Source organism: Mesorhizobium sp. WSM4311 (assembly GCF_002295115.1).
In the GTDB taxonomy this organism is placed as follows: Bacteria; Pseudomonadota; Alphaproteobacteria; order Rhizobiales; family Rhizobiaceae; genus Mesorhizobium.
The window spans coordinates 547,756-567,713 of sequence record NZ_NSFV01000005.1; the positions used below are offsets into that span (position 1 = coordinate 547,756).

A 19,958-nucleotide genomic window follows, 5' to 3' on the forward strand; every position below is an offset into this window, starting at 1 on the left:
CCTCCGAGAGATTGGTCCGCGCATGCTGGCCGGCGATCTAGCCGCCCGATTGGCCCGTTTCAGCAGTTTGCGTGCAGCTTTTCCGCAGGAGCGCTGGAGATGGCGCTACTTCCTGAGATGCGCGAGCGGCACGTGGCCGGGGCCCTTGATGTTCTGCAGCACGAGCTGCGTGTGGACGTCGCGCACGCCGTCGAGCCGCATCAGCCGATGCATGACGAAGGCGTTGAGCTCGTCGACCGAAGGCACCATCACATGCAGCAGGAAGTCGTGGTCGCCGGTCATCGTCCAGCACGAGGACACCTCGTCCATGCGCTGCACCGCGGCAATGAATTTTTCCGGCGAGCCGTCGCTGTGGCTGACCAGGCGCACCTGGATGAACACCTCGACCATCAGGCCGACCGCGCGGCGGCTGATCACCGCGGCAAAGCCCTTGATGATGCCGGCATCCTGCAGCGCCTCGAAGCGCCGCGCGCATGGCGTCGTCGACAGGCCGATCTCTTGCGCCAGTTCGGAGACGGGCTTGCGCCCGTCGCGTTGCAGCACATCGAGCATCTTGATCTCGAAGTCGTCAAATTGAGGCATTTTCACTCCTCCGATCCGGATTGTGAGTGAATGTTATCCCGAATATCGCTGATGAGCCACCATCGGAACCAAATTGCCTCGGCAAATCCGGTTACCCTTCGGACACGTCTGCCATTGCCGATTTGCGAGGAGAAAAACCATGACGACGATGAGCGTTGCCGAATATGCCCGCGATTGCGCGGCGCAGGGGTTGCGCGGCGACTATTCGGTATGCCGTGCCGATTTCACCGTGGCCCAGGGCTATGACTACAGCGGCGAGGAACAGGCGGTGTGGCGCACATTGTGCGACCGCCAGACCAAGCTGACGCGCAAGCTCGCCCACCATTCCTATCTCGACGGTGTCGACAAACTCGGCCTGCTCGACCGCATTCCCGACTTCGAGGACGTCAGCACCAAGCTGCGCAAGCTGACCGGCTGGGAGATCGTTGCGGTGCCGGGCCTCATTCCCGCCGCCCCCTTCTTCGATCATCTCGCCAACCGCCGCTTCCCGGTCACCAACTGGCTGCGCACCAGGCAGGAGCTCGACTACATCGTCGAGCCGGACATGTTCCATGATTTCTTCGGCCACGTGCCGGTGCTATCGCAGCCGGTCTTCGCCGACTTCATGCAGATGTATGGCAAGAAGGCCGGCGACATCATCGCGCTCGGCGGTGACGAGATGATCACCCGGCTCTACTGGTACACGGCCGAATACGGCTTGATGCAGGAGGCCGGCCAGCCGTTGAAGGCCTTTGGCGCCGGCCTGATGTCGTCCTTCACCGAATTGCAGTTCGCCGTCGAGGGCAAGGACGCCCACCATGTGCCTTTCGATCTCGAAACGGTGATGCGCACCGGCTACGAGATCGACAAGTTCCAGCGCGCCTATTTCGTGCTGCCATCCTTCGACGCCTTGCGCGATGCTTTCCAGACGGCCGATTTCGAGGCGATCGTCGCGCGCCGCAAGGACCAGCCGGCACTCGACCCGGCGACGGTCTAAAACACAAAGCGCGTCGCATGAATCCGTTTCAACGCGACGCGCTTTGGACGCTTTGATCCCGCTGGGCTATTGCATGGCGGCGGGGTTCATCCACAGGAGCTCCCAGACGTTGCCGTCGGGGTCTTCGATGTGGCGGTTGAACATGAAGCCGAGGTCCTGCGCGGGGTTGGGATCGGCGCGGCCGCCGGCCGCGACGCCCTTCTCGATCGTGGCATTGACCTCGTCCTTGCTGCCGGCGGTGAGCGCGATCAGCATCTGGCTGTCACGCCTGGCGTCGCCGATCTGGCGGGTTGTGAACTGGCCGTAATGCTGGTGCGTCAGCAACATCACCCCGATCGCGTCGGAGAACATGATCGAGCTGACCTGGTCGTTCGAGAACTGCGGATTGAGCGTGCCGCCGATCGCGAGATAGAAGTTGGTCGCTGCCTGCAGATCGCGCACCGGCAGATTTATGAAGATCATCTTGGTCATCGGTCTAAGCCTTGCCTTCGTTGACAGGTACTAGTCAGTCCAGTACCGTTTCATGGCTACCATGAGAGAACGGTACCGTCTAGTACTGGTTGGAAGGGCGCAATGAAAACCGACGGTGAGACCAGATCGGCTCGCAAGGATCGTGAGATCATCCAGGCGGCCACGGCGGCGTTCATCAGCAAGGGTTATGACGGGACCAGCATGGAAGAAATCGCCACCAAGGCGGGGGCTTCCAAGCAGACCATCTACAAGCATTTCACCGACAAGGAGACGCTGTTCGGCGAAGTCGTTCTGTCAACCGCTACCCAGGTCAATGACATCATCGAGGCCGTGACGACGCTGCTTTCCGAGGCGAAATTCATGGAAGGCGGCCTGCAGCAGCTTGCCAGACGCCTGATAGCGGTTCTCATGGATGAAGAGTTGTTGAAGCTGCGACGCTTGATCATCGCCAACGCGGATCGAATGCCGCAGCTTGGCCGCGCTTGGTACGAAAAAGGTTTTGAGCGCATGCTTGCCTCGACGGCGTCCTGCTTTCAAAAGCTCACCAATCGAGGACTGTTACAAACAAGCGATCCCTATCTGGCAGCCAGCCATCTTTTTGGGATGCTTCTTTGGATCCCCATGAATGAAGCCATGTTCACGGGCGGCAACCGGCGCTCCAAGGCCGAACTGGAACGGCACGCGGATGCCTCAGTGGAGGCATTTCTGGCCGTCTACGGGGCCCAGCCGAAATAGTGCCGTTCCCCGCCGACGTTTGCGACAACGCCGCCGACATACCGCACCCAATCATCCAGGGGTGTCCGGCCCCTCGGCCTTCAGCCGCGCAAGCTGGGCACGCTGCAGGTCGAGCGCGGCGTTGACGAAGCGTGATATGGTCGCGAGCTCGGCGTCGCTGAAGGTGGCGATCACCTTTTCGCCCTCCTTGGCGATGGCGCCGTAATAGCGCGCCGACAGCTCCCGCGTCGCCTCGGTCGCTTCAATCACCACCTTGCGCCTGTCCTCGAGACTGCGCGTGCGCGTCAGCAGCCCGCGCGCCTCCAGCCGGTCGATCAGCGCCGTCACGGCGGCCGGCGTCAGGCCGGTCGCGGTCGCGATCGCGCCAGCCGATTGCGGGCCGCCATGGAGCAGCCCGATGCAATGGCGCTCGGCCACGTTCAGCCCGAGCCGCGTTCCCACCGCCTCGTCATAGGCCTGCGTGGCGTCCTGCCACTGCATCACGGCAACGCCGATCGCGGCCGCCATTTCGTCGCGATATCCGCTTGACGAATTTATTTCGACCATCTAACTATCAATCCGTCTAACATTTAGACTATCGCAGCAATATGCGGCGGCACTGCCGACAAGGCAAGGGCCGGCCGCCGACACGGAGTGAAAAATGAGCTCGATCGAACAACGTACCCCTCTCTCGCATGAGGACGAATTCAAATACGCCAAGCTGGCGATGGAATGGTACGGCTGGGGTTCCCCCATCGGCCTCGGCATCCTGCTCGTCGCGCTGGCCGCCGCGGCGGTACTGGTGCGCATCGCCATCTACGGCTTCTGAGCTGGAGCACGATGCCGCGCATCTGCCGGCGCCATCACTGGCGCCGGCTACCGTGGAATGTCAGACAGCGACCACCTTGCTCAGATGATCTCCCAGCCGGCAGGCCAGCGCGGTGATCGTCGTCGTCGGGTTGGCTTGACCGGATGTGCAGAACACTGAGGAGCCGCCGACATAGAGATTGTCCATGCCGTGCACCTTGCAGTTGGCGTCCACCACGCTTCTGGTGATGTCGGTGCCCATGCGTGTGCCGCCCATGTGATGGTGGCCGGCGGTCTCCTCGTCGGTCGGATAATCCTCGCTATTGGCAATCCAGTCCATGAGACGGACACGGCCGAGATTCTTCTCGATGAGCGTCGTGCCGAACAGCTTCAGGCCTTCGACAAGCGTGCGGCGCTCGAGCTCCGATTTCTTCCAGTGCATCTCGATGCGCGGCACGCCGGCATGGTCGACATCGGTCTTGGACAGCTCGATCCGGTTGGAGGCCAGCGGCGCCTGTTCCCAGGCGACGTAGAGCTGCGCCGCGCAGCGCAGGTTCTGGCTGAGCCGATAGGCGACCCATTCGGCCATGTCGGGCGCCGTGCAGGCGAGGTCGGCAATCACATGTTTGACGCCGGCATAGGGCGTCTCGATCAGCCTGATGCCGAAATTCATGATCCGCAGGCGCTCCATCGCGGCAAGCGTCGGCGAGAAGAAGGCCTCGTTGACGGCATCCACCTCGAACTCGCCATAGTCGGCAAGAATGGCATTGCCGCCCTCGAAGGTCGGGTGTTCCATCCAGTAGCTGCCAAGTGCCGTGGCGTTCGGGACCACGCCGCCATTGGAACGCTGGTTCGACCACAGAAGCAGCCGTGAATTCTCCAGCCCGCCGGTGCAGACGATGAAATAGTCGGCGCTGAAGGCGCCCGCGTCCTGGCCGTTGGACCATAGTTTGGCGCCGGTCACCCGTTTGCCGTCGCCGGCAAGCTCGGTGGCATAGGTGTTGAGCACGACGGCGATGTTGCGGCTCTTGTCGAGCTCGTCGGCGAATTTCTCGCCGAAGCGCACCGCCGGGCTCTTGATCAGCTGCACCCAGCGAATGTCGTCCGAGATCGGCACATCAGGCCGGAAATCAGGAAGTTCGAGGATATCGTGCACCTCCGGCAGATAGGGCTCGATGTCGGTGCGTCGGATCGGCCAGCCTGTGTCGGGTGCCCAGGCCTTCGGCTCGAAATCCTGCTTGTCGAGCACGCGGCACCAGCCGGCCCAATGGTTGGAGCTGCCGCCCATATACCGCAGCCGGGTGATGTCGAGGTCGAAATAGAAATCGCCGACCGTGGTGCCGCGGTAGAAATCCTGCGACTCGTCGCTGAACTCGCGCGAGCCGGCCTCCAGCACCACGACGGGGATGCCGGCGGCGCCCAGCTTGCGGGCAATGGTGGTGCCGGCCGGACCCGAACCGAGGATGCAGACTTTGGGTTTGAAGTTGGCGGCGAGATACGCCTCATGACTGTCGAAGATCATGCCAGGTCGCTCCGCTTCAGGATCCAGCCATTGACCTCGACGATCTCATTCGGGTCGGCCGGTGACGGATCGGCCCTTGAAGGACCGGCACGGGCCGCGTCGGCTTCAGGCAGCTTGCGGAACAAGGACAAGGCAGGCAGGGCGATCAGCGCCTGCACGAGCGTGCGGCGCGACATTTTCTTGAAGAAGCACATGCCGGGTCTCTCGGATAAGGGCCTCGATGCGCGCATGACATTCCCCAAACGGCACACGCATCGTCACAGACGCCAGTATCGTGCCAAGCCCGGCCCCAAGGCGTGAAAAGGCGGGCAAGTGCTACAACCGAATGCAAACAGGGTTAGAAATTCCTTAACGGGCGAGGTGTGCCCGACCGGCCGGCTCACGCGGCCGCGGAAATGTCCGTATCGAGGATCGTCAGGTTGCGGCCGCCATGCTTGGCCTGGTAGAGGCGCCGGTCCGCGGCGCGCATCAAATCCGATACGTTGACGTCCTCGCCGCACACGGTGCCGCCGATGCTGACGGTCAGCGGAATGGTCCGTTCGTCCACCGGCCGGAAGCGGATCAGCTCGACCTCTCGGCGAATGCGCTCGGCGACACGCTTGGCTTCCTGCTCGGTGGCGCCGACCAGAAAGGCGCCGAACTCCTCGCCGCCGATGCGGCCAAGCACGTCGCCGCTGCGCACGCCGCGCTCGATGGCGCTGGCGATCAGCAGCAGCGCGTCGTCACCGGTCAGGTGGCCGAAACTGTCATTGATCTTCTTGAAATGGTCGGCGTCGATGATCAGCAGCGCGCCGCGGTCGGACTTGCGCCGCGAACCGTCCAACGCGGCAAAGAAGCTTTCCCGGTTGAGCATGCCGGTCATGTCGTCGCGGCTGGCCTTCTCCGACAGGCGGCGGTGCGCGGCTGCAAGCTGGGCGTGTGCCCGGGCCAGTTCGCGGTGCGCGTTCTTCAGCCTGTCGCTCTGCCAGAAGGTGCTGGCGCAGGCCGCCCATGCAAGCACCAGCGGACAGAGCGTCGAACTCAGCCAGATCGTTCGGCTGATCGGGAATCCCAAGGCCGGAACGATGATCAGCGTCAGAACAAGCGAGGCGGCGACGGAGGCGAAAGCGATAGCGGCGGATTTCAGAATGATGCTGTTCATCGCGGGCTCCCCACAGGACTTTCTCTGTGCCAGCAAGCCCTGAAGGCCACCTTTCCCGGTTGCATAAAATTTGAATCTTGCGGCCATTTCTGCCACCAAAAGCGCGTGGAAGTTGTGGATAAAGTCCATTTCAGAATCCGCGTTTCATGCCATAAGGAGCGCATGACCACGCAGCCTGACCCCGCCCGCTTCGCCCATGTCACCGACTGGGTGTTCGACCTCGACAACACGCTCTATCCGCATCATTCGAATCTGTTCTCGCAGATCGACGTCAAGATGACCGCCTATGTCGGGGAGCTGCTGTCGCTGCCGCGCGAGGAGGCGCGCAAGCTGCAGAAGGAGCTTTATCGCGAATATGGCACGACGCTGAACGGGTTGATGGCGCGCCACGGCATCGATCCCGACGATTTCCTCGAGAAGGTGCATGACATCGACTATTCATGGCTGGTGCCCGACCCTGTCCTGGGCACCGCTATCCGCCAGCTTCCCGGCCGCAAGTTCATCTTCACCAATGGCGACCGCCGGCATGCCGAGCGCACCGCGCGCCAGCTCGGCATCCTCGACCATTTCGACGACATCTTCGATATCGTCGCCGCCGGCCTCAATCCCAAGCCCGCGCGCCAGACCTACGAGAAGTTCGCCGAGCTGCATGCCGTTACCGGCCACAATGCGGTGATGTTCGAGGACCTCGCCCGCAACCTGGAGGTGCCCAAGGCGCTGGGCATGACCACCGTGCTCGTCGTGCCGCGCAATTTCGAGCCGACCTTCGCCGAGATCTGGGAACGCGACCCCACGCAGGAAGACGACGTCGATTTCGTCACTGACGATCTGGCGGGGTTTTTGACCGCGATTGTGGAGAGGGAGTAGGGGAATTGAAGAACTGAAGAATTGGAGATTTGATCGGGAATGCGGGGGCCACGATCCTCCTCAATTCCTCAATTCCTCAATTCTCGAGTTCCCCAACTCCTCCCTCACTCCCCCAACTTGTAGAACCGGCTGACAATCCCCCAGGCCTCGTCGGCGGTGTCGACGAAATCGATGATGTCCTGGTCGCCGGGGCTGATCGTGCCTTGCTCGGCGAGGAAGTCGAGGTTGATCGCGCGTTTCCAGAACGATTTGCCGAACAGGATCACCGGCACGCGCTCCATGCGTCCGGTCTGGATCAGCGTCAGCGTCTCGAAGAACTCGTCCATCGTGCCGAAGCCGCCGGGAAACACCGCCACCGCCTTGGCGCGCATGACGAAGTGCATCTTGCGGATGGCGAAATAGTGGAAGTTGAAACACAGCTCCGGCGTCACATAGACGTTCGGCGCCTGCTCATGCGGCAGCACGATGTTGAGTCCGATCGACGGCGCGCCGACATCGTCGGCGCCGCGATTTCCCGCTTCCATCACGCCGGGGCCGCCGCCGGTCACCACTACATATTCGCGGTAGTATGAGGCGGCCGATTGCCGCGAGCACAGGCGGGCGAATTTGCGCGCCTCCTCGTAATATTTGCTGTTTTCCTCGAGGTTCTTCTTCTGCGTCTCGTTCTTGGCCGCCCAGGCCACGCCGCCGGGTTCCGGCAGGCGCGCGCCGCCGAACAGGATCACCGTCGAACGGATGCCGCGCTCGGCCAGGATCATTTCCGGCTTCAAGAGTTCGAGCTGCAGCCGCACCGCGCGCAATTCGCGCCGCGTCATGAAGTCGGGATCGTTCCAGGCAAGCCGGTAGGTCTCGGCCCGCGTCTGCGGCGTGTCCGGCACGCTTTTCGACCGCTCCAGATCCTCGTCCGAATGCGGCAGCGGCGTCCACCCCGCCTTTTCCATAGGTGTCATCAAATTACCCGTCCAGATTTCCTTGACTGCGCCGTCCCATGACGCAGGTGCGATTGACCCTCACTGAGCCTTAACATAAGCAGGTTCCGCAAACGTGTCCGGCGGTTTTGCGACAAGAACCTGCTTATGCAAAGACCCAGGCAGGCGAAGCACGCCCAGGGTCCACGCGACTTCAAAACAGGTTAAGGCGCGGCCCCTTAACAGCTTGGTAATGGAGCGAATTCATGTCGAAGCCCGATCTGGCGAGCCTCGAAAAGACCATCGAGAAGGCCTTCGACGAACGCGATACGATTTCGACCGCGACCCGCGGCGAGACGCGCGACGCCATCCAGGCCGCGCTCGACCTGCTCGACCGCGGCACGGCGCGCGTCGCCGAGCGCCAGGCCGACGGCACGTGGCAGGTCAACCAGTGGCTGAAGAAGGCCGTTCTGCTCTCCTTCCGGCTCAACCCGATGGAGATCATCAAGGGTGGCCCGGGCCAGGCCGTCTGGTGGGACAAGGTGCCGTCCAAGTTCGATGGCTGGAGTGCGGTCGATTTCGAGAAGGCAGGCTTCCGCGCCGTGCCGTCGTCGATCGTGCGCCGTTCCGCCTATGTCGCGCCGGGCGCCGTGCTGATGCCATCCTTTGTCAATGTCGGCGCCTATGTCGATACGGGGACCATGGTCGATACCTGGGCCTCGGTCGGCTCCTGCGCCCAGATCGGCAAGAACGTGCATCTGTCGGGTGGCGTCGGCATTGGCGGCGTGCTCGAGCCGATGCAGGCCGGCCCCACCATCATCGAGGACAATTGCTTCATCGGCGCGCGTTCGGAAGTCGTCGAGGGCTGCATCGTGCGCGAAGGCTCGGTGCTCGGCATGGGCGTGTTCATCGGCCAGTCGACCAAGATCGTCGACCGCGCCACCGGTGAGATCTTCTACGGCGAAGTGCCGCCCAATTCGGTGGTCGTCGCCGGCTCGCTGCCGGGCAAGCCTTTGCCGAACAACGAGCCGGGGCCTAGCCTCTACTGCGCCGTCATCGTCAAGCGCGTCGACGCCAAGACCCGGTCCAAGACCTCGATCAACGAATTGCTGCGCGATTGATCTTTCCGCAAAGCGGGCGCACCTTCCGCCGGCGCGACAATCCGTCGCGCTGGTTCAACATGGAGGGGTGACATGGACTGGAAATATCTGCTGACAAGTTTCGACGGCCGCATCAATCGCGCCAAGTTCTGGGCCGGCATCGGCGTGTTCATCGTTATCGGCATCGTCGCCTTCATTCTCGACTCGATCCTTGGCACGCGTTTCACCACCAGCAGCGGCGCTCAGGTCGGCATCATCGGCATCCTCTTCGCGCTGGCATCGATCTATTTCGCTATTGCCCTCTACGCGAAACGCTGGCACGACCGCGACAAGTCGGGCTGGTGGACGCTGATTGGCCTCGTACCTGTCATCGGCGGCATCTGGCTGCTGGTCGAACTCGGCATCCTCCAAGGCACCAGCGGTGCCAATCAATACGGACCGGACCCGCTTGCCTGACAGTCCAAATCTCACCTGGCTTTTCTTCAAGACATCGGGCCGCGTCAGCCGCGCGGCCTATTTTCTTGGTGGCCTGCTCGTCGCCATTATCCAGGCCTTCCCGCTCTACCGCTTCACGCTGGTGCCGGAAGGTTCGGCTGAGGGCAATATGTGGTCGTTCATCTTCTTCATCGCTTTCATTGCCTCGCTATGGTCGAACATCGCGCTGGCGGTGAAGCGGCTGCACGACCTCGACAAGCCGGGCATTGCCGCGCTGATCCTGTTCGTACCGGTCGTCTCGATCGTCGCCTTTCTTGTGTTGTGCCTGTTTCCAGGGCAGCCTGGGCCCAACCGCTATGGCCGGCGCACCAACGAGCCGGCGCAACGCTAGAGCCGGATGATTTCAGGTCGAATCGACCTGAAATCTGAATCCGTCTCTAAATCAAAGAGATAGAGCATGATGTCGTCCGAAAACCGCTTCACACTTTTCGGCATCATGCTCTGAGGGCCGATCGGACATGCGCTACCGCACGCTTGATCCGAAACTGATCATCGAGACCGCCGAACGGCTTGAGGAGCGCGTTGCGGAACGGTTTCCCCAGGCCGGGCTGCGCGGCGTCGCCGCCGAACTGGTGTCGCTGTCACGCGATCTGGCCAAGGCGGCCCAGGCGCTCGAAGCGCCGATCTGGTGGCTGCGCGGGCTCATCATCGCCGCCGTCCTCGCCGGCGCGTTGATCTTCCTGTTCGTCGGCACCATCCTGCCGCTCATTCACATCTCCCAGGCTGACGATGCGGTGCAGTCGGTGCAAGGCATCGAAGCCACGATCAACATGATCATCCTTGCCGTGCTCGGCCTGCTGGCGCTGATCCGCACCGAGGAGCGCATAAAGCGCAAGCGGGTGTTTCGCCAGCTGCACGGCCTGCGCTCGCTGATCCATGTCATCGACATGCACCAGCTGACCAAGGATCCGGCGGCGCTCTCGGCCGATTTCAAGCCGACGGCGCATTCCCCGGCCCGCATCACCAATGCCGCCGATCTCGCTCGCTACCTCGATTATTGCTCCGAAATGCTGTCGATCACCGGTAAGATCGCCGCGCTGTTCGCGCAGTCGGTCAATGACAATGTCGTCATCGACGGCGTCAATGACATCGAGAACCTGGCGTCCAACCTGTCGCGCAAGATCTGGCAGAAGATCACGCTGATCGAGAGGCACCCGGCGGCACGACCTGTTCCGGCGCCAGGCCGGGCGGGCCAAGCCGCGCCGCTTCCGCCGCGCGCACCAAAGCGGTAACGCTTTTCAAGAGCGGCGCCGGCGTCCCCGTCTTTTCGGCGAGGCCGAGCACCGCGCCTTGCAGCTCGCCGATTTCCGTCGGCCGGCCGCGCTGCAGATCGTCCCACATCGACGAGCGTGCCTGAGGGTCGATCGCCAGCATGCGCCGCGCCAGCCGTTTGAACAGCCAGTCCGGCAGCCGGAGCACTTTCGGCAGCAGCGCCGGCCGCGGTCCGGCGATCCGCGCCGGCGCGATGCCGGAGGCTTTCATCGCCCGCAGCGCCTCGTCGATCTGGCCGGCCAGGATCAGCCGCCAGCGCCGATCGGCGAGTTCGCTCGCCAGCGGCAGGTCCGACAATGCCACCAGAGCGTTGTTGAGGTTCATCAAAAGCTTGCCCCACAGCACGGCCTTCATGTCGCCATGCGTCTCTACCGCCAGCCCTTCGACATCAAGAAGACTGGCGACATCGAGAAGGCCGGCGACATCGAGACGGCCGGCAGGGCCGCCATCCTCGATCATCACCTTGCCGTCGCTGGCGCGGTGGACGCGCAGCGGCAGCTCGCCGTCAGGCGATTGCACCACATTGAACGGCACCATGCCGGCCAGCACGGTGCGCAGGCCAGACCCGGCGCGCAGCCTGTCGGCATTGTCGACGCCGTTCTGCAGGCTGACCACCACCGCGTCGGGTCGGGCATGGGCCTCGATCAGCGCCGCCATCGCCTGCGTCGCGCCGCTCTTGACGGTCACCAGGATCACATCCGCCTGCGGCAGAGCGACGGCGGGATCGGCGGTGATCCCGAGCGCGTCAGGCTTGACCAGGCGATCGCGGCCTTCAAGGTCGCTGACGCGCAATCCGCCTTGCCGCAGCGCTGCCTCGATGCGCGGCCGGGCCAGCAGCACAACCGGCCGCCCGGCAAGCGCCAGGCAGCCGCCGACATAGCAGCCGATGCTGCCGGCGCCGGCGATGACGATCCGTTTTTCCCCGTCTGCCATCTCTTGCTCCGCACCGGCCCGACTATACGACATGAAAACCATAATGTCGGCGGCATCGTCTGCCATTGCGCTGGCTCCTATGTCTGCCCGTGACAGGCCCTCAGCTTTCGACTATCGCTTTTGCCATGACGCTGCCGACCGATCCCACCGCCAACCTCGCCGCCCTTATCCGTTGCGCCTCAGTGACACCAGCCGAAGGCGGTGCGCTGAGCGCCCTGGAAACGATGCTGAAACCGCTCGGCTTCCTGGTCGACCGGCCGGTCTTTTCGGAAGACGGCACGCCCGACATCGAGAACCTCTATGCAAGGCGGTCCGGCAACGGCCCGCATCTGATGTTCGCCGGCCATACCGATGTCGTGCCGGTCGGCGACGAGGCCGCCTGGACGCATCCGCCTTTCGCCGCCGAGATCGCCAATGGCGAGATGTATGGCCGTGGCGCCGTGGACATGAAGGGCGGCATCGCCTGTTTCATCGCGGCGATAGCGCGCCATGTCGAGAAGCATGGCGGCCCCAAGGGCTCGGTCTCGCTGCTGATCACCGGTGACGAGGAAGGCCCGGCCATCAACGGCACGGTCAAGCTGCTCGAATGGGCGGCTTCCAGGGGCGAGAAATGGGATGCCTCGATCGTTGGCGAGCCGACCAACCCGGATGCGCTGGGCGACATGATCAAGATCGGCCGGCGCGGTTCGCTGTCCGGTTCGGTCACCGTCAACGGCCGCCAGGGCCATGCCGCCTATCCGCAGCTTGCCGACAATCCGGTGCGCGGTCTGATCGGCTTGGTCGACGCCTTGCTGCATCCCGTCTTCGACAAGGGAACCAGGGATTTCCAGCCGACCAATCTGGAGGTCACCTCCATCGATGTCGGCAATCCGGCCACCAATGTCATCCCGGCGAAGGCGACCGCGACCTTCAACATCCGCTTCAACGACACCTGGACGGCCGAGACCGTCCAGGCCGAAATCCACAACCGGCTCGACCAGGCGGCCAAGCGCAAGAAGTACCGACCGGGCAAGAAGGCGCCGGTCGACTACGACCTTGTCTGGCGCGACGGGCCAAGCCATGTCTTCCTGACCCGCGACGACAAGTTGGTCGACACACTTGCCGGCTCGATCAAGGCGGCGGTCGGCAAGGAGCCGACATTGTCGACCTCCGGCGGTACGTCGGATGCGCGGTTCATCAAGGATTACTGCCCGGTGGTCGAGTTCGGTCTGGTCGGCAAGACCATGCATATGGTCGACGAGCGCGTCGCCCTTGCCGATCTCGAAACGCTGACGCGGATCTACCAGTGCTTCATCGAAGACTGGTTCGGACAGGGCTGAGCAGCATGCTTTCGGCGGATGAAACCCAAGCTTCGTTGACCGGTGCCTGGCGGCTTATGCTCGGCAAGGCCGACGGCCTGCGCCTGCTCGACCTGTCGGCCGACGGTTTCTGGAATTCCTTCTTCGCCATCGTCGTTGCCGCGCCGGCGCTGATCGTGGGCTGGGTCGGCATCGCCAACGAGATCGGCGATCCCAACGCCTTCGTGGGCCGTTTCGGCATGCTGGTGCGCCTGGCGACGGTCGACATCGGCTCCTGGGTGCTGCCGCTGGTCGTGCTTGCCCTGGTCGCGCCGCGCGCCGGCATTGGCGGGCGCTTCGTCCACTATGTCGTCGCCAGCAACTGGGCCTCGGCCATCACTGCCTGGCTCATGCTGCCCTCGGCGCTGATCAGGCTTTTCCTGTCGTCGGCAAGCCAGGTCTCGAGCCTTGTGTCGCTGCTGCTGTTCGCCTTGTCGATGGCGCTGACCTGGCGCATGACCAATGCCACGATCGGCAAGGGTGCGGCGGTCGGCACCGCCGTTTTCGTCGGCATGTTCATCGCTTCGCTGCTGGTGTTGTTCGGGCTGCAGATGCTGCTTGGCATCACCGTGCCGGACGATATCGGGGCCCAGAGCCTTTCCGGACCGTTTCCGGGGTTGGAGCCTGCCGGGCTCTGAATAGGGCCTACCGGTTCTTTTCGGAATAGAGCCTTCGGACTCTATTCCGGACAGAGCTTCTGCACTCTGTTCAGGGATAATCGACGCCAATGAGAAAAAGCCCGTCGGGCGGCGCCACCTGGCCGCAGGCGGCGCGGTCGCGCGCTTCGAGCGCTGCCTTGAGGTCGGCCTCGGTCCAGCCGCCATCGCCGACGCGCTTGAGCGAGCCGACCATGGAGCGCACCTGGTTGTGCAGGAAGGAACGGGCCGAGGCTCTCACCTCGATCATGTCGCCAGCCCGGCTCACATCGAGCCGTTCCAGCGTCCGGACCGGGCTGTTGGCCTGGCACTGGGTCGAACGGAAGGTGGTGAAGTCATGCCGGCCGAGCAGGATTTTTGCTGCCTCGTGCATGGCGCCGGCGTCGAGCCGCTTCGGCACCCACCACACCTTGCCCTTTTCCAGCGCCGCGGGCGCGCGGCGGTTAAGGATGCGGTAGAGATAGTGGCGGCCGGTGGCCGAGAAGCGCGCGTCGAAATCGTCGGGAACCATCGCCGCCTTCAGGATGGCGACATGCGCGCCGGCTGCCTGCAGGTGGGCGTTGACGGCATCGCGCACCTTGTCGCCAGGCCATGGCTTGGCCAGGTCGACATGCGCCACCTGGGCGGTCGCATGCACGCCGGCATCGGTGCGGCCGGCGGCGCGCAGCCGCACCGCCTCGCCGCAGAATTTCTCGATCGCCTGCTCGATCGTCTGCTGCACCGAAGGCTGGTCGGCCTGGTGCTGCCAACCGGCAAACAGGTTGCCGTCATATTCGATGTCGAGGCGAAAACGCGGCATTTGCGGCTAGAGCTCTCGCCTTGAGCAATTCCAGGAAAAGTGTGAAACGGTTTTCCGTCCGGAATTGCGTTAAAACCCTGAGCAATTCCAGGAAAAGTGTGAAACGGTTTTCCGTCCGGAATTGCGTTAAAACAACGAGATAGAGCAGGTCACCGTTTCCGTGAAACGGTGGACTGCTCTACGCGGCGAGAGCGGTGAAGGCGGAAGCGTAGACCAGGCTGCCGGCCTCCGGAGCGTCGCCCCAGGCCAGCGCCTGCAGCGCCTCGCCTTGATATTCGCTCTCGAACTTCTCGGCCCGCGCATGGCTATAACCGAACCGGCCGTAATAGGCCGGGTCGCCCAGCACCACCGCCAGCGTCTCGCCGGCATCCCTGAGGCGGATATGCGCCTCGCGGATCAGCGCGCCGCCAATGCCGCTGCCGTGAAACGAAGGCTCCACCGCCAGCGGCGCCAGCGCCACGGCCGCGAAGCTCTTGCCGCCATTCTGGACGAACAGCCGCGAAAACAGGATATGGCCGACCACCTGGCCGTCTTCTTCCGCCACCAGTTCGACGACGGCGTCGCCGCCGGTCACCAGCGCGTCGACCAGCCCGGCCTCCGCCTGCTGGCCGAAGGCGTGTTCCTCGACGAGGCGAATTGCCTCGCGATCCCGCGGCGTTGCCGCGCGTATCGACATCATGCTCATGAGAACTTCATTCCTTTTACGATCTTGGCTCCGCGCAAGAATTCCGACGCGGCGGCGGGCTTTCCGCCCGCGCGTTGAACTTCGACCAGCCTGATCGCGCCTGCCCCGCAGGCGACCGTCAGCCGGTCATCGAGAATTCCTCCCGACTCGCCCAAACCTTCCGAAAGCGACAGGCCTTCGGACAGCGTCGAGCGAAGCAGTTTCAGCCGTTCCATGCGGCCGCCAATGTCTATTTCGGACCAGGCGCCGGGAAAGGGCGACAGGCCGCGAAGATGGTTGTGGACCTCGGCCGCAGGCCGCGTCCAGTCCACCCGCGTCTCGGATTTATCTATTTTTCTGGCGTAAGTCACCCCTTCCGCCGCTTGCGCGGTAAATGTCAGGGTGTTCCCCTCCAGCCGCGCCAGCGCTTCCACCATCAGGGCAGCACCGACGCGCATCAACCGATCATGCAGATCGCCGGCTGTCATATCGGGTTCGATGGTGCATTTTTCAAGCAATCCCACCGGTCCGGTGTCCAGCCCCTCTTCCATGCGCATTACCATCATGCCGCTTTCCAGGTCACCAGCCATGATGGCGCGCTGGATGGGGGCGGCACCGCGCCAGCGCGGCAAAAGCGATGCGTGGCCGTTGATGCAGCCAAGCCGGGGCGCATCGAGAATTGGCTTCGGCAGCAGCAAACCATAGGCGACGACCACGGCGATATCGGCTTGCAGGGCGCTGAACGCCGCCTGCTCGGCCTCGCCCTTGAGAGATGTCGGCGTGCGCACCGCGATGCCCAGCCGCTCGGCCTCGCGCTGCACCGGCGACGGCGTCAGCTCCAGCCCGCGCCGGCCGCCGGCGCGCGGCGGCTGCGTGTAGACGGCGGAAATCTCATGTCCGGCCTCGGCGATCGCGCGCAGCGTCGGCACCGAAAACTCCGGCGTGCCCATGAAGATGACGCGCAGGGGCATGTTCCCCTATCCCACCAGCTTGCCCGGCGCCTTGTCCTTGGCGAGCTTCTTGAATTTCTTCACCACCATGTCGCGCTTCAGCTTCGAGATATGGTCGATGAACAGCACGCCGTTGAGATGGTCGATCTCGTGCTGCAGGCAGGTCGCCATCAGCCCCTCGGCCTCCATCTCCTGCAACTTGCCGTCGCGGTCGAGATATTTCACGCGAACGGAAGCCGGGCGTTCCACCTCGGCGTAATAGTCGGGAATCGACAGGCAGCCTTCCTCGTAGACCGAGCGCTGATCGGCGCTTTCCAGGATCTCCGGGTTGATGAAGACATGCGGCGCCGGCGTTTCGTCTTCCTTGGCGAGATCGATCACCAGCATGCGCAGCGGCTCGCCGATCTGGATTGCCGCCAGCCCGATGCCGGGCGCGTCATACATGGTCGCCAGCATGTCGTCGGCCAGTTTGCGCAAAGGCGCATCGACGCGCTCCACCGGCTTGGAAACCTGGCGCAGGATGGGATCGGGAAGGATGATGAGCGGCTTGATCGGCATGGCGTCCCACGTAAGACGTCCAGCGAAAAGCGTCAACCGGTGGAGCTGAGTATCGTTCACGTTTTGATCTGTGCCAGCCCACCGAATCGGCTATGCTGTCCACATGAATGATCTGAGCACCATCCTTTCGCAGCCCGTCGCACGGCTTGGCGCCTCGACAATCACGCTGGGCCACGCCCTGGCCTTCGGCGCCTTGTTGTTTCTCGGCCTGTTCGTGGCGCTGGTCGTCGCGCTGTGGCGGTCGGCCAAGGCGCGCGCGATCGCTGCCGCGGAAGCCGCCGACCATGCCCGCGACGCCGAGGCGCGGATGGCCGGCATCTTGCAAAGCCAGGCCGAGATGCAGGGCCGCATGGGCGCCATCGCCGAAGTGTTCGGCGCGCGCCAGGCGGAGCTGACGCAGTCGATCGGCCAGCGCCTCGACGCCATGACCGGCCGCCTCGGCCAGACCATGACCGAGCAGACCAAATCGACGCATGAGAGCCTGGCCAAGCTGCAGGAGCGGCTGGCCATCATCGATGTCGCGCAAGGCAACATCCAGTCGCTCGCCGGCCAGGTCGTGCAGCTGCAGGCGATCCTCTCCAACAAGCAGACGCGCGGCGCCTTCGGCCAGTCGCGCATGGAGGCGATCGTCGCCGACGGCCTGCCGCATGGCGCTTATGAATTCCAGGCGACGCTGTCGAATGGCAGCCGGCCCGATTGCCTGGTGAAGATGCCGAACGGCGCGCCCTCGCTGGCCATCGATGCCAAGTTCCCGCTGGAAGCCTGGAATGCCATCCGCGCCGCCGACGGCGCCGATCTGCAGAAGGTCGCGTCCCAGGCCTTCCGCCGCGACATCGAGATCCATGTCCGCGATATCTCGGAAAAATACCTGATCCAGGGCGAGACGCAGGACACCGCCTTCATGTTCGTGCCGTCGGAATCGGTGTTCGCCGAAATCCACGAGAATTTCGAGGCGATCGTCCACAAGGCGCACCGCGCCCGCGTCGTCATCGTCTCGCCGTCGCTGCTGATGCTGTCGATCCAGGTCATCCAGGCGATCCTCAAGGATGCCCGCATGCGCGAACAGGCGCATCTGATCCAGGGCGAGGTCATCCGGCTGATGGAGGATGTCGCGCGCGTCGACGAGCGCGTGCGCAAGTTGCAGGTGCATTTCGGCCAGTCGGCCAAGGACATCGACGATATCCTGGTCTCGACATCGAAAGTGACCAAGCGCGGCCAGAAGATCGAGGCGCTGGAGTTCGGCGCGCAGGCCGATGGCGATGCCGGCCCGGAGACGCCGTCACGGGCGCCCGCGGCGAAACTCGAGCCCGGACCGCGCGCTGCCGATTCAAAGACCGGGCAGCTCAGGCTGCGGGTCGTCGAAGGCGACGACTAGCCGGTAAGGCCATTAGTAATCTTCCCCTCTTATCGCCTTCGCTCTCAATCTGTAACCAAGCGTTGCATCTACTATTTTCTCCACAATAGCCTTTGCATCGTGATCTTTCGTAACATGAACCTGAAGTTTCTTCGCCAAATCGACCAATTTTACCTTACTGTCGTATCGGGCAGAAATGATATTCTCCAGCTCATCCCTAGATTCAAAATTGGAAAACTCCCTGTATAACTCGTCATTTTCGACGTTTATCCTGTGGCCGTATTTCCCTCTACTCAGTTCTGCAGCTTGTTTACCTCTGTCAAAAGAAGTAGATAGCCTCGATTTGAGGTCTGTCTCCGAAAGCTTATAGATACGGAAAAGATATTCCGTATCGCCATTTTTCACAGCCTCGGAAAGACGCCGCAATATAGCTGCGGTCATAGTGGAAATTGAAGGATTTTTTGCCATCTCATACCAAGCCGATGCTACCCGCAAATTCCGTAGTGACCTCTTCCAGCCCCTCAACCACACTCCGGTATGTTCCACCGGAGTGGCTCTGTAGAACTACCGGAACGCCGGATTCCGGAGCGCTGGCGAAAAGCGTATCATTTCGCTTTATATAAGAGGTAAAAACGGTCAGCCCACTCTGCCGTCTAACTTGCTGCATATAGGTCTGTTGCGCAGAAATAGGGGCCTCCGAGCGCTCCTGAATCATATTGAAAACAATACCGATGGTGGCAGGCTGTATCTCTTCAGTAACTGCCGGTCCTTCCTTAGCGTAGTCGTTGTAATCGGCTACGAGGCTGGCGACGTTTCGTATCAAATAGTCTATTCCAAGAGTGCTTAAATAATCAGGCCTAGTGGGAACAAGAATATAATCACTGGCAACTATCGCAGTTTTCGTCACAATATTGAAATTTGGCGGGCAGTCTATCAAAACTACATCATAGGCATCGTCTTCCATTTCCGCAAGACCGTCAGCTAATCTTCTGTGCACCCTAATAAAATTTTGCTTTGATTGGCGCATATTGGCACCACCCAAAAGGGTTGCCAGCTCCAGGTCAACATTTATCAGACCTAGATGCGAGCATATTATGTCGATATTGCCCCGCCCAGCCAAGGCGACCTTCACTCGCGAGGGGGCATATATCAATTTTGTTATGTCGAAGTTCTTCCCTTCCAACAAGCTGTCAAAAGACTCCTTGATTGTCCTTCTTTCAGCGAAATTTTTCTCCCAATCGGCGGGTCTAATAAACGAAAACGTGAGGTTTGTTTGGGGATCCAAATCAATAATTAGTATCTTCTTCCCCCTCATAGCCAACTCAGCAGCTATATTGGCTGTGACCGTAGTTTTTCCGACGCCGCCCTTATAGTTGATGACGGATACAATTTTCATCTCAAGCCTCCCCGTTTCGATTTTCCCGCCGCCACTCGATACTATGTACGTCCCCAAATCTAGGTGGAGTCGGGACTTTTTTTGTGTGCAAGTGCCGTTCTAGCCTGCACTCTGTCGAAGCATGTGGGATACGCCTCATTCCGAGGATCGATATCCGTCGCTAGGATAGTTGAGGGTTAATGGCGAGGGAAATTCGTCGACCGCTACTACTGATCCTCGATGGTCGTCACGCCTTGAAATTTCAGCAGCCAATGCCGTCGCTGCTGTTGCTGTCGTGCGCAAGCTGCAGGTGCATTTCGGCCAGTCGGCCAAGGACATCGACGATATCCTGGTCTCGACATCGAAAGTGACCAAGCGCGGCCAGAAGATCGAGGCGCTGGAGTTCGGCGCGCAGGCCGATGGCGATGCCGGCCCGGAGACGCCGTCACGGGCGCCCGCGGCGAAACTCGAGCCCGG

The 19,958-nt window shown here is 62.3% G+C and carries 25 protein-coding genes and 1 pseudogene; 12 read left to right on the forward strand and 14 right to left on the reverse strand.

Features of this window, described 5'->3' with window-relative positions; translation table 11 throughout:
- Positions 1–105: 105 nt before the first annotated feature.
- The gene (locus CK226_RS16840; protein ID WP_095788497.1) at positions 106–582 is read right to left on the reverse strand and encodes an Lrp/AsnC family transcriptional regulator; all 477 of its coding nucleotides are present in this window, start codon (positions 580–582) and stop codon (positions 106–108) included.
- A gap of 139 nt (positions 583–721) precedes the next feature.
- On the opposite strand from CK226_RS16840, the gene phhA reads away from it, so the two are divergent.
- Positions 722–1,558 carry a phenylalanine 4-monooxygenase gene (gene phhA / locus CK226_RS16845; protein WP_095773264.1) on the forward strand — a complete coding sequence of 279 codons (837 nt, stop codon included), beginning with the start codon at positions 722–724 and terminating at the stop codon, positions 1,556–1,558.
- Positions 1,559–1,624: 66 nt separating this feature from the next.
- Here phhA and CK226_RS16850 read toward each other — a convergent pair whose 3' ends face one another.
- Positions 1,625–2,029 (reverse strand): VOC family protein, encoded by a 405-nt coding sequence (locus CK226_RS16850; protein ID WP_095792489.1) that lies wholly within the window; start codon positions 2,027–2,029, stop codon positions 1,625–1,627.
- Positions 2,030–2,131: 102 nt separating this feature from the next.
- Between CK226_RS16850 and CK226_RS16855 the strand changes: the two genes are divergently transcribed.
- Positions 2,132–2,764, forward strand: a complete 633-nt coding sequence (locus tag CK226_RS16855) for a TetR/AcrR family transcriptional regulator (protein ID WP_095792490.1) — start codon at positions 2,132–2,134, stop codon at positions 2,762–2,764.
- A gap of 51 nt (positions 2,765–2,815) precedes the next feature.
- Here the strand turns inward: CK226_RS16855 and CK226_RS16860 are convergent, their stop codons facing one another.
- Positions 2,816–3,310, reverse strand: a complete 495-nt coding sequence (locus tag CK226_RS16860) for a MarR family transcriptional regulator (RefSeq protein WP_095792491.1) — start codon at positions 3,308–3,310, stop codon at positions 2,816–2,818.
- A gap of 94 nt (positions 3,311–3,404) precedes the next feature.
- Between CK226_RS16860 and CK226_RS34925 the strand changes: the two genes are divergently transcribed.
- Entirely contained in the window at positions 3,405–3,572 is a 168-nt protein-coding gene (locus tag CK226_RS34925; protein WP_179301067.1) for a hypothetical protein, read from the forward strand.
- A gap of 60 nt (positions 3,573–3,632) precedes the next feature.
- Here the strand turns inward: CK226_RS34925 and CK226_RS16865 are convergent, their stop codons facing one another.
- From CK226_RS16865 to CK226_RS16875, 3 genes are all read right to left on the reverse strand, one after another.
- Positions 3,633–5,072, reverse strand: a complete 1,440-nt coding sequence (locus CK226_RS16865) for a GMC family oxidoreductase (protein WP_095792492.1) — start codon at positions 5,070–5,072, stop codon at positions 3,633–3,635.
- A complete protein-coding gene (locus CK226_RS16870; RefSeq protein WP_095792493.1) occupies positions 5,069–5,266 on the reverse strand; it encodes a hypothetical protein in 198 nt (65 codons plus the stop codon). The genes CK226_RS16865 and CK226_RS16870 overlap by 4 nt, the downstream gene beginning before the upstream one ends.
- Before the next feature lie 185 nt (positions 5,267–5,451).
- The gene (locus tag CK226_RS16875) at positions 5,452–6,213 is read right to left on the reverse strand and encodes a GGDEF domain-containing protein (RefSeq protein WP_095792494.1); all 762 of its coding nucleotides are present in this window, start codon (positions 6,211–6,213) and stop codon (positions 5,452–5,454) included.
- A gap of 162 nt (positions 6,214–6,375) precedes the next feature.
- On the opposite strand from CK226_RS16875, the gene CK226_RS16880 reads away from it, so the two are divergent.
- Positions 6,376–7,080, forward strand: coding sequence for a pyrimidine 5'-nucleotidase (locus tag CK226_RS16880; protein WP_095773257.1), 705 nt, complete (start codon positions 6,376–6,378; stop codon positions 7,078–7,080).
- Between the two features lie 104 nt (positions 7,081–7,184).
- Here the strand turns inward: CK226_RS16880 and CK226_RS16885 are convergent, their stop codons facing one another.
- Entirely contained in the window at positions 7,185–8,030 is an 846-nt protein-coding gene (locus CK226_RS16885; RefSeq protein ID WP_095773256.1) for an LOG family protein, read from the reverse strand.
- 224 nt (positions 8,031–8,254) lie between these two features.
- Here CK226_RS16885 and dapD point away from each other — a divergent pair, with 224 nt between their 5' ends.
- The 4 genes from dapD (at position 8,255) to CK226_RS16905 (ending at position 10,815) form a co-directional block, all read left to right on the forward strand.
- A complete protein-coding gene (gene dapD / locus CK226_RS16890; protein ID WP_095792495.1) occupies positions 8,255–9,109 on the forward strand; it encodes a 2,3,4,5-tetrahydropyridine-2,6-dicarboxylate N-succinyltransferase in 855 nt (284 codons plus the stop codon).
- A gap of 72 nt (positions 9,110–9,181) precedes the next feature.
- Entirely contained in the window at positions 9,182–9,544 is a 363-nt protein-coding gene (locus CK226_RS16895; RefSeq protein ID WP_095773254.1) for a DUF805 domain-containing protein, read from the forward strand.
- Positions 9,537–9,914 carry a DUF805 domain-containing protein gene (locus tag CK226_RS16900; RefSeq protein WP_179296442.1) on the forward strand — a complete coding sequence of 126 codons (378 nt, stop codon included), beginning with the start codon at positions 9,537–9,539 and terminating at the stop codon, positions 9,912–9,914. Before CK226_RS16895 ends, CK226_RS16900 begins: the two co-directional genes overlap by 8 nt.
- Before the next feature lie 127 nt (positions 9,915–10,041).
- The gene (locus tag CK226_RS16905) at positions 10,042–10,815 is read left to right on the forward strand and encodes a hypothetical protein (RefSeq protein ID WP_095792496.1); all 774 of its coding nucleotides are present in this window, start codon (positions 10,042–10,044) and stop codon (positions 10,813–10,815) included.
- Here the strand turns inward: CK226_RS16905 and CK226_RS16910 are convergent.
- Positions 10,718–11,788, reverse strand: a complete 1,071-nt coding sequence (locus tag CK226_RS16910) for a 2-dehydropantoate 2-reductase (protein WP_095792497.1) — start codon at positions 11,786–11,788, stop codon at positions 10,718–10,720. The two genes, CK226_RS16905 and CK226_RS16910, sit on opposite strands and share 98 nt — an antisense overlap.
- 125 nt (positions 11,789–11,913) lie before the next feature.
- Here CK226_RS16910 and dapE point away from each other — a divergent pair, with 125 nt between their 5' ends.
- Both dapE and CK226_RS16920 read left to right on the forward strand, forming a co-directional pair.
- A complete protein-coding gene (gene dapE / locus CK226_RS16915) occupies positions 11,914–13,107 on the forward strand; it encodes a succinyl-diaminopimelate desuccinylase (RefSeq protein WP_095792498.1) in 1,194 nt (397 codons plus the stop codon).
- 5 nt (positions 13,108–13,112) lie between these two features.
- The gene (locus tag CK226_RS16920) at positions 13,113–13,763 is read left to right on the forward strand and encodes a transporter (RefSeq protein ID WP_095773250.1); all 651 of its coding nucleotides are present in this window, start codon (positions 13,113–13,115) and stop codon (positions 13,761–13,763) included.
- Positions 13,764–13,833: 70 nt separating this feature from the next.
- Here CK226_RS16920 and truA read toward each other — a convergent pair whose 3' ends face one another.
- The 4 genes from truA to def form a co-directional block, all read right to left on the reverse strand.
- The gene (truA, locus tag CK226_RS16925; protein WP_095792499.1) at positions 13,834–14,580 is read right to left on the reverse strand and encodes a tRNA pseudouridine(38-40) synthase TruA; all 747 of its coding nucleotides are present in this window, start codon (positions 14,578–14,580) and stop codon (positions 13,834–13,836) included.
- A 178-nt stretch (positions 14,581–14,758) separates the two neighbouring features.
- A complete protein-coding gene (locus CK226_RS16935; RefSeq protein WP_095792501.1) occupies positions 14,759–15,265 on the reverse strand; it encodes an N-acetyltransferase in 507 nt (168 codons plus the stop codon).
- Positions 15,262–16,215, reverse strand: a complete 954-nt coding sequence (fmt, locus tag CK226_RS16940; RefSeq protein ID WP_095792502.1) for a methionyl-tRNA formyltransferase — start codon at positions 16,213–16,215, stop codon at positions 15,262–15,264. Before fmt ends, CK226_RS16935 begins: the two co-directional genes overlap by 4 nt.
- Before the next feature lie 6 nt (positions 16,216–16,221).
- Positions 16,222–16,752, reverse strand: a complete 531-nt coding sequence (gene def / locus CK226_RS16945; protein WP_056573548.1) for a peptide deformylase — start codon at positions 16,750–16,752, stop codon at positions 16,222–16,224.
- A gap of 103 nt (positions 16,753–16,855) precedes the next feature.
- On the opposite strand from def, the gene CK226_RS16950 reads away from it, so the two are divergent.
- Positions 16,856–18,127 (forward strand): DNA recombination protein RmuC, encoded by a 1,272-nt coding sequence (locus CK226_RS16950; RefSeq protein ID WP_095792503.1) that lies wholly within the window; start codon positions 16,856–16,858, stop codon positions 18,125–18,127.
- Positions 18,128–18,139: 12 nt separating this feature from the next.
- Here the strand turns inward: CK226_RS16950 and CK226_RS16955 are convergent, their stop codons facing one another.
- Positions 18,140–18,547: a hypothetical protein gene (locus tag CK226_RS16955; RefSeq protein ID WP_095792504.1), complete on the reverse strand. Its 408-nt coding sequence runs from the start codon at positions 18,545–18,547 to the stop codon at positions 18,140–18,142.
- A gap of 28 nt (positions 18,548–18,575) precedes the next feature.
- A complete protein-coding gene (locus tag CK226_RS16960) occupies positions 18,576–19,502 on the reverse strand; it encodes an AAA family ATPase (RefSeq protein ID WP_095792505.1) in 927 nt (308 codons plus the stop codon).
- A gap of 274 nt (positions 19,503–19,776) precedes the next feature.
- Here CK226_RS16960 and CK226_RS16965 point away from each other — a divergent pair.
- Positions 19,777–19,958: pseudogene (locus tag CK226_RS16965) on the forward strand (DNA recombination protein RmuC); the annotation flags it as partial.

What these genes read in the sequence shown, in the direction of transcription:
- CK226_RS16840 (WP_095788497.1), bottom strand. Translation starts at nt 582, where the DNA reads ATGCCTCAATTTGACGACTTCGAGATCAAGATGCTCGATGTGCTGCAA.
- phhA (WP_095773264.1), top strand. Translation starts at nt 722, where the DNA reads ATGACGACGATGAGCGTTGCCGAATATGCCCGCGATTGCGCGGCGCAG.
- CK226_RS16850 (WP_095792489.1), bottom strand. Translation starts at nt 2,029, where the DNA reads ATGACCAAGATGATCTTCATAAATCTGCCGGTGCGCGATCTGCAGGCA.
- CK226_RS16855 (WP_095792490.1), top strand. Translation starts at nt 2,132, where the DNA reads ATGAAAACCGACGGTGAGACCAGATCGGCTCGCAAGGATCGTGAGATC.
- CK226_RS16860 (WP_095792491.1), bottom strand. Translation starts at nt 3,310, where the DNA reads ATGGTCGAAATAAATTCGTCAAGCGGATATCGCGACGAAATGGCGGCC.
- CK226_RS34925 (WP_179301067.1), top strand. Translation starts at nt 3,405, where the DNA reads ATGAGCTCGATCGAACAACGTACCCCTCTCTCGCATGAGGACGAATTC.
- CK226_RS16865 (WP_095792492.1), bottom strand. Translation starts at nt 5,072, where the DNA reads ATGATCTTCGACAGTCATGAGGCGTATCTCGCCGCCAACTTCAAACCC.
- CK226_RS16870 (WP_095792493.1), bottom strand. Translation starts at nt 5,266, where the DNA reads ATGTGCTTCTTCAAGAAAATGTCGCGCCGCACGCTCGTGCAGGCGCTG.
- CK226_RS16875 (WP_095792494.1), bottom strand. Translation starts at nt 6,213, where the DNA reads ATGAACAGCATCATTCTGAAATCCGCCGCTATCGCTTTCGCCTCCGTC.
- CK226_RS16880 (WP_095773257.1), top strand. Translation starts at nt 6,376, where the DNA reads ATGACCACGCAGCCTGACCCCGCCCGCTTCGCCCATGTCACCGACTGG.
- CK226_RS16885 (WP_095773256.1), bottom strand. Translation starts at nt 8,030, where the DNA reads ATGACACCTATGGAAAAGGCGGGGTGGACGCCGCTGCCGCATTCGGAC.
- dapD (WP_095792495.1), top strand. Translation starts at nt 8,255, where the DNA reads ATGTCGAAGCCCGATCTGGCGAGCCTCGAAAAGACCATCGAGAAGGCC.
- CK226_RS16895 (WP_095773254.1), top strand. Translation starts at nt 9,182, where the DNA reads ATGGACTGGAAATATCTGCTGACAAGTTTCGACGGCCGCATCAATCGC.
- CK226_RS16905 (WP_095792496.1), top strand. Translation starts at nt 10,042, where the DNA reads ATGCGCTACCGCACGCTTGATCCGAAACTGATCATCGAGACCGCCGAA.
- CK226_RS16910 (WP_095792497.1), bottom strand. Translation starts at nt 11,788, where the DNA reads ATGGCAGACGGGGAAAAACGGATCGTCATCGCCGGCGCCGGCAGCATC.
- dapE (WP_095792498.1), top strand. Translation starts at nt 11,914, where the DNA reads ATGACGCTGCCGACCGATCCCACCGCCAACCTCGCCGCCCTTATCCGT.
- CK226_RS16920 (WP_095773250.1), top strand. Translation starts at nt 13,113, where the DNA reads ATGCTTTCGGCGGATGAAACCCAAGCTTCGTTGACCGGTGCCTGGCGG.
- truA (WP_095792499.1), bottom strand. Translation starts at nt 14,580, where the DNA reads ATGCCGCGTTTTCGCCTCGACATCGAATATGACGGCAACCTGTTTGCC.
- CK226_RS16935 (WP_095792501.1), bottom strand. Translation starts at nt 15,265, where the DNA reads ATGAGCATGATGTCGATACGCGCGGCAACGCCGCGGGATCGCGAGGCA.
- fmt (WP_095792502.1), bottom strand. Translation starts at nt 16,215, where the DNA reads ATGCCCCTGCGCGTCATCTTCATGGGCACGCCGGAGTTTTCGGTGCCG.
- def (WP_056573548.1), bottom strand. Translation starts at nt 16,752, where the DNA reads ATGCCGATCAAGCCGCTCATCATCCTTCCCGATCCCATCCTGCGCCAG.
- CK226_RS16950 (WP_095792503.1), top strand. Translation starts at nt 16,856, where the DNA reads ATGAATGATCTGAGCACCATCCTTTCGCAGCCCGTCGCACGGCTTGGC.
- CK226_RS16955 (WP_095792504.1), bottom strand. Translation starts at nt 18,547, where the DNA reads ATGACCGCAGCTATATTGCGGCGTCTTTCCGAGGCTGTGAAAAATGGC.
- CK226_RS16960 (WP_095792505.1), bottom strand. Translation starts at nt 19,502, where the DNA reads ATGAAAATTGTATCCGTCATCAACTATAAGGGCGGCGTCGGAAAAACT.